General features: G+C 66.2%; 5 protein-coding genes. All 5 read left to right on the top strand.

The window, feature by feature from the left end; all coding sequences use genetic code 11:
* The first annotated feature begins 462 nt into the window (after nucleotides 1-462).
* The 5 genes from ACFCV8_RS35125 (at nucleotide 463) to ACFCV8_RS35105 (ending at nucleotide 6,335) form a co-directional block, all read left to right on the top strand.
* Nucleotides 463-2,103, top strand: a complete 1,641-nt coding sequence (locus tag ACFCV8_RS35125) for an ABC transporter substrate-binding protein (RefSeq protein WP_376689578.1) — start codon at nucleotides 463-465, stop codon at nucleotides 2,101-2,103.
* 154 nt (nucleotides 2,104-2,257) lie between these two features.
* Nucleotides 2,258-3,184, top strand: coding sequence for an ABC transporter permease (locus tag ACFCV8_RS35120; RefSeq protein WP_376689580.1), 927 nt, complete (start codon nucleotides 2,258-2,260; stop codon nucleotides 3,182-3,184).
* Nucleotides 3,177-4,118, top strand: coding sequence for an ABC transporter permease (locus ACFCV8_RS35115; RefSeq protein ID WP_376689577.1), 942 nt, complete (start codon nucleotides 3,177-3,179; stop codon nucleotides 4,116-4,118). Before ACFCV8_RS35120 ends, ACFCV8_RS35115 begins: the two co-directional genes overlap by 8 nt.
* Nucleotides 4,119-4,132: 14 nt before the next feature.
* Nucleotides 4,133-5,191 (top strand): ABC transporter ATP-binding protein, encoded by a 1,059-nt coding sequence (locus ACFCV8_RS35110; RefSeq protein WP_376689576.1) that lies wholly within the window; start codon nucleotides 4,133-4,135, stop codon nucleotides 5,189-5,191.
* Nucleotides 5,184-6,335 carry an ABC transporter ATP-binding protein gene (locus ACFCV8_RS35105; protein WP_376689575.1) on the top strand — a complete coding sequence of 384 codons (1,152 nt, stop codon included), beginning with the start codon at nucleotides 5,184-5,186 and terminating at the stop codon, nucleotides 6,333-6,335. The genes ACFCV8_RS35110 and ACFCV8_RS35105 overlap by 8 nt, the downstream gene beginning before the upstream one ends.
* The last annotated feature ends 88 nt before the right edge of the window (nucleotides 6,336-6,423 follow it).

Genomic DNA, 6,423 nt, shown 5'->3' with positions numbered 1-6,423 from the left:
GTCGGTTGACGGTGAACCGGGCCCTTCGCATGCCCTGGAGCGGACGGCCGGAGGCGCCGGATGTGCGACAGCAACCGAGGGCTGTTGGCGAGGTGCTGTCAAGCAGCCGGAACAGGGCTCTGTCCAGTTGTTTTCCCTGGTGATCCGTCCGCATATCGATCGTCGCTCTCCGAAAGCTGCGTTAACAGTCCGTTTCGAGGGTGTCTGTCTGAGATCGCTTTGTCCGGATTTCCGGCAATCGCTCTCACTCGATGTTGTTAAACCGAGACCCTTTAAGTGTGGTTTACGGCCCGGTCGTACTTAATAGTTGGCTCCATTGAGCTCGGGTCAATGGGTCACGCACTGTGGGGAGTGCCGACTCACGAGCACACTAGGGGCACTGAACGATCACCGTCAGGGGTGTCGGTGTATCACTCCAGTGCCCTTCTTGTAGTCAAAAGTGGACTCATGAGGAGGAAACCCATGCGTGGTGCCAAGAGCGCCAAGTGGGTCGCGGGTGCGGCCATCATCGCCCTGGCCGCGACTGCCTGTGGCGGTAACGACGACGCCGACAAGGGCATGAACTCGGGCAAGGCGGACCCGAACGGGATCCTGACCGCTCAGCTCGGCGAGCCGCAGAACCCGCTCCAGCCGGCCAACGCCAAGGAGAGCCAGGGCAGCCGTGTCCTGCGCGCCGTCTTCTCCGGCCTGGTCGACTACGAGCCCGGCACCGGCAAGCTCGTGTACGTCAACGCCGAGTCCGTGACGCCGAACGCCGACTCGTCGGTGTGGACCGTCAAGCTCAAGCCCGGCTGGAAGTTCCACGACGGCACCACGGTCACCTCCAAGTCCTTCGTGGACTCCTGGAACTGGTCGGCCAACGTCAAGAACAACCAGACCAACTCCAGCTGGTTCCAGGACATCAAGGGCTACGAGGATGTCCACCCGGCCAAGGGCAAGCCGAAGGCCGACAAGATGTCCGGCCTGAAGATCGTCGACGACAACAGCTTCACGATCACCCTGAACGGCCCGGTCTCGTACTTCGCGTACAAGCTCGGCTACGACGTCTGGGCGCCGCTGCCCGAGTCCTTCTTCAAGGACCCGGCCGCCGCCGGCCAGAAGCCGATCGGCAACGGCCCCTACAAGTTCGTCTCGTGGGACCACAAGAAGCTGATCAAGGTTCGCAAGTTCGACGACTACCAGGGCCCGAACAAGGCCAAGAACGGTGGCATCGACTTCAAGAACTACACCACCGCCGACGCGGCCTACTCGGACCTCCGGTCGAACAACCTCGACTGGATCGAGCAGATCCCGACGACGTCGCTGACCAGCTACAAGCAGGACCTCGGCGACCGCGCCATCGACTCCGAGTACTCCGCGGTGCAGTCGATCGTCCCGGCGTTCTACACCAAGCAGTTCAAGGGCATCGACCCCAAGGTCATCCAGGGTCTGTCGATGGCGATCGACCGTGACACGATCACCAAGACCGTGCTCCACGGCACCCGTACCCCGGCCGACTCCTTCGTCGCCCGCGGCGTGCTCGGCTACAAGCCCGGTGCCCTCGGTGACGTCACCAAGTACGACCCGGCCCAGGCCAAGAAGCTCATCGAAGAGGGCGGCGGCGTCCCGGGCAAGAAGATCTCGATCCAGTTCAACGCCGACCAGTCCCACAAGCCGTGGGTCGACGCGGTCTGCAACAGCATCCGCAAGGCCACCGGCATCGAGTGCGTCGGCGACTCGAAGCCGGACTTCCAGGCGGACCTGAACGCCCGCGACAACAAGCAGGTCAAGTCCATGTACCGCGGTGGCTGGGTGCTCGACTACCCGGTCAACTCGAACTTCATGCGCGACCTGTACGGCACCACGGCCGCCGGTAACACCTCGGGCTACTCCAACAAGGCGTTCGACGAGCTCGCCTCGAAGGCCGACAAGGCCAAGACGCTGGACGAGACCGTGAAGATGTACCAGGAGGCCGAGCAGCTCCTGAAGAACGACATGCCGGCCATCCCGCTGTGGTTCTACAAGGTCAACTCGGGCCAGTCGGAGAACGTCTTCGGCAAGATCGTTTACGGCCAGGACGGCGACCCCATCTTCACCGACGTCCAGGTGAAGGCCAAGAAGTAACCATCGGGATCCGACGGCCGGTTCCGCCGCTCCTCCTCGAAGAGGGCGGCGGGACCGGCCCGTAGGCGTCGGCCCCGGGGCTTCTCCCCCACACCCCCGCGGCGGAGACAACTCTGAGTAGGCCATCGCCGACCCCTCACGGCATGGAGGCATGATGGGGCGTTACGTCGCAAGGCGACTGCTCCAGATGATCCCGGTTTTCATCGGGACCACTCTGATTATTTTCCTTATGGTCCACATCCTTCCCGGTGACCCAATCCGGGCGATGTGGGGAGACAAGGCGGCAGACCCCGCACAGGTCGCGTCGCTTCGCCATGAGTTCGGACTCGACCAGCCCCTGTGGAAGCAGTACATCGACTACATGGGCAATCTCTTCCAGGGTGACTTCGGCAAGACCTTCGGTGGTCGCCAGGTCATCGACGAGATGTCCGAGTCCTTCCCGGTGACCCTGCGGCTGACCGCCGTAGCCATGATCATCGAGATCATCGTCGGCATCGGGCTCGGCGCCTGGGCCGGTCTGCGGGCCGGCAAGGCCGCCGACACCGGCGTGCTGATCTTCACCCTGATCGTCATCTCGATCCCGGTGTTCGTGCTCGGCTTCCTCGCCCGCTTCGTCCTCGCGGACCAGCTCGGCTGGGTGGCACCGAACGTCCAGGACTCGACGGACTACGCGCAATTGTTCCTGCCGGGCTTCGTCCTCGCCATGCTCTCCATGGCGTACGTGGCACGGCTGACCCGCACCACCTTCGCGGAGAACCTGCGCGCCGACTACATGCGCACCGCCATGGCCAAGGGCCTGCCGCGGCGCCGCATCATCGGCGTCCACCTGCTGCGCAACTCGCTGATCCCCGTCGTCACCTTCCTGGGTACGGACATCGGCGGCTTCATCGGCGGCGCGGTCGTCACCGAGGGCATCTTCAACGTCCAGGGTGTCGGGAACCTGCTCTTCAAGGCGCTCCAGCAGCGCGAGGGCTCCACGATCGTCGGCGTCGTCACGGTCTTCGTCCTCGTCATCCTTGTGATCAACCTGCTTGTCGACCTGCTGTACGCGGTCCTGGACCCGAGGATCCGGTATGCCTGACGCGACCAAGACCCAGACCGAAGCGGTGGCCGAGGCCGCCGCGCCCGCGGCCGAGGCCAAGAAGCAGGAGAAGCCGCGCAGTCTCTGGGGCGACGCCTGGTTCGACCTGCGTCACCGCCCGATGTTCTGGATCTCCTCGGTCCTGCTGGTCCTCCTGCTGATCATCGCGGCGTTCCCCGGCCTGTTCACCGGTGCGGACCCGCGCGACGGCGACCTGACCAACCACTTCCTGACCAAGCCGGAGCTGGGGCACTTCTTCAAGCCCGACTGGTTCGGCTACGACGGCCAGGGCCGCTCGATCTACGCCCGTGTCATCTACGGCACCCGTGCCTCGATCCTGGTCGGCGTCGGCGTCACCGCCGCGGTCACCCTGGTCGGCGGCCTGCTCGGCATGCTCGCCGGCTACTTCGGCGGCTGGCTCGACTCGGTCATCTCCCGGGTCACCGACATCTTCTTCGGCATCCCCTTCCTGCTCGGTGCGATGGTCGTCCTGAACGCCTTCACCGACCGCAAGGTCTACGTGGTGATCCTGGCCCTGGCCTTCCTGGGCTGGACCTCGATCTGCCGAGTGATGCGGTCCTCCGTCATCACGGCCAAGCAGGCGGACTACGTGACGGCGGCACGGGCGCTCGGCGCCGGTACCCCGCGCATCCTCTTCCGGCACGTCCTCCCGAACGCGCTCGCCCCGACGATCGTCGTGGCCACCATCGCGCTCGGCGGGTACATCTCGGCCGAGGCGACGCTCTCCTTCCTCGGACTCGGCCTCGCCGACCCGACGATTTCGTGGGGCATCGACATCGCCGAGGGCAGCCAGGCCATCCGCGACAACCCGCACGCGCTGCTGTTCCCCGCCGGAATGCTCAGCCTCACGGTCTTCGCGTTCATCATGCTCGGCGACGCGGTCCGCGACGCCCTCGACCCGAAGCTGCGCTGAGGAGGGCGTACGACGTGACCAACACGGACAAGACAGCAGACAGCCCGGCGCCCGGCGCCGGAGGACCGGACAGCACCCCGCTCCTGGAGGTGCGTGACCTCCACGTGGAGTTCCACACCCGTGACGGCGTCGCCAAGGCCGTCAACGGTGTGAACTACAGCGTGGACTCGGGCGAGACCCTCGCCGTGCTCGGCGAGTCCGGCTCCGGCAAGTCCGTGACCGCTCAGGCGATCATGGGCATCCTCGACATGCCGCCCGGCAAGATCCCGCAGGGCCAGATCCTCTACCGCGGTCAGGACATGCTGACCATGAGCTACGAGGAGCGGCGGAAGATCCGCGGCCAGAAGATCGCGATGATCTTCCAGGACGCGCTCTCCTCGCTGAACCCCGTGCTCTCGGTCGGCTACCAGCTCGGCGAGATGTTCCGGGTCCACCAGGGTCTCTCCCGCAAGGAGGCCAAGGCCAAGGCCATCGAGCTGATGGACCGGGTCAAGATCCCCGCCGCCAGGCAGCGCGTCGGCGACTACCCGCACCAGTTCTCCGGCGGTATGCGCCAGCGCATCATGATCGCCATGGCCCTGGCGCTGGAGCCGGACCTGATCATCGCGGACGAGCCGACCACCGCGCTCGACGTGACGGTCCAGGCCCAGGTCATGGACCTCCTCAAGGAGCTCCAGACCGAGTTCAACATGGGTCTGATCCTGATCACCCACGACCTCGGCGTCGTCGCCGACGTCGCGGACAAGATCGCGGTCATGTACGCGGGCCGGATCGTGGAGACGGCACCGGTGCACGAGCTGTACAAGCGGCCCGCGCACCCGTACACCCGCGGCCTGCTCGACTCGATCCCGCGGCTCGACCAGAAGGGCCAGGAGCTCTACGCGATCAAGGGCCTGCCGCCCAACCTGCTCAAGATCCCCTCGGGCTGCGCCTTCAACCCGCGCTGCCCCAAGGCGGAGGACATCTGCCGCACGGAGATCCCCAAGCTGGTCACGGTGACCGAGCAGGACGGCTCCGAGCTGCCCGGCCGCGGCAGCGCGTGCCACTTCTGGAAGGAGACGATCCATGGCTGAGAACGACAAGACGGACGGTTCCATGGACGCCACCCCGAACGTCACCGAGGTCGTCACGGTCGACGCCTCCGACGACACGGCGGCGGTCGCCGCGATCGAGGCGCCGGTGGAGCGCGGTGAGCCGATCCTCCAGGTGCGCAATCTGGTCAAGCACTTCCCGCTGAGCCAGGGCATCCTGTTCAAGCGGCAGGTCGGCGCGGTCAAGGCCGTGGACGGGGTCTCCTTCGACCTCTACCAGGGCGAGACCCTCGGCATCGTCGGCGAGTCCGGCTGTGGCAAGTCCACCGTCGCCAAGCTGCTGATGACGCTGGAGACGGCGACCGCGGGCGAGGTCTTCTACAAGGGCCAGGACATCACCAAGCTGTCCGGCCGCGCGCTGAAGGCGGTCCGCCGGAACATCCAGATGGTGTTCCAGGACCCGTACACCTCGCTCAACCCCCGCATGACGGTCGGCGACATCATCGGCGAGCCCTTCGACATCCACCCCGAGGTGGCCCCGAAGGGCGACCGGCGGGCCAAGGTCCAGGAGCTCCTGGACGTCGTCGGCCTCAACCCGGAGTACATCAACCGCTACCCGCACCAGTTCTCCGGCGGCCAGCGCCAGCGCATCGGGATCGCCCGCGGCCTCGCGCTCAACCCGGAGATCATCATCTGCGACGAGCCGGTCTCCGCGCTCGACGTATCGGTGCAGGCGCAGGTCATCAACCTGATGGAGAAGCTCCAGGACGAGTTCAACCTGTCCTACCTCTTCATCGCGCACGACCTGTCGATCGTCCGGCACATCTCCGACCGGGTCGGCGTGATGTACCTCGGCAAGATGGCCGAGATCGGCACGGACACCGAGATCTACGACCACCCGACGCACCCCTACACCCAGGCGCTGCTGTCGGCGGTCCCGGTCCCGGACCCCGAGGCCCGTGAGCGCGGCGAGCGGATCATCCTCACCGGTGACGTCCCCTCGCCGGCGAACCCGCCGTCCGGCTGCCGCTTCCGCACCCGGTGCTGGAAGGCCCAGGACAAGTGCTCCACGGAACTGCCGCTGCTGGCCGTTCCCGAGCGCTTCAAGGGCTCCGACACCCCCGCGGCGCACGAGTCGGCCTGCCACTTCGCCGAGGAGCGCGACGTCGTGGGCGCCGCCTCGTAGTCACGCCCGTACGACGCGGAAGCGCCCGGAACCGATCGGTTCCGGGCGCTTCTTCCTTTTCCCCGGAACCGGGCGCGCAGGTGGCTCG

Source organism: Streptomyces sp. NPDC056347, from assembly GCF_042262625.1.
Classification (GTDB): Bacteria; Actinomycetota; Actinomycetes; order Streptomycetales; family Streptomycetaceae; genus Streptomyces.
Note: the sequence above shows the minus strand (reverse complement) of the source record. Positions and strands in the feature narration are given on the sequence as shown.

Coding starts and splice junctions, on each gene's coding strand:
- ACFCV8_RS35125 (WP_376689578.1), top strand. CDS start 463: ATGCGTGGTGCCAAGAGCGCCAAGTGGGTCGCGGGTGCGGCCATCATC.
- ACFCV8_RS35120 (WP_376689580.1), top strand. CDS start 2,258: ATGGGGCGTTACGTCGCAAGGCGACTGCTCCAGATGATCCCGGTTTTC.
- ACFCV8_RS35115 (WP_376689577.1), top strand. CDS start 3,177: ATGCCTGACGCGACCAAGACCCAGACCGAAGCGGTGGCCGAGGCCGCC.
- ACFCV8_RS35105 (WP_376689575.1), top strand. CDS start 5,184: ATGGCTGAGAACGACAAGACGGACGGTTCCATGGACGCCACCCCGAAC.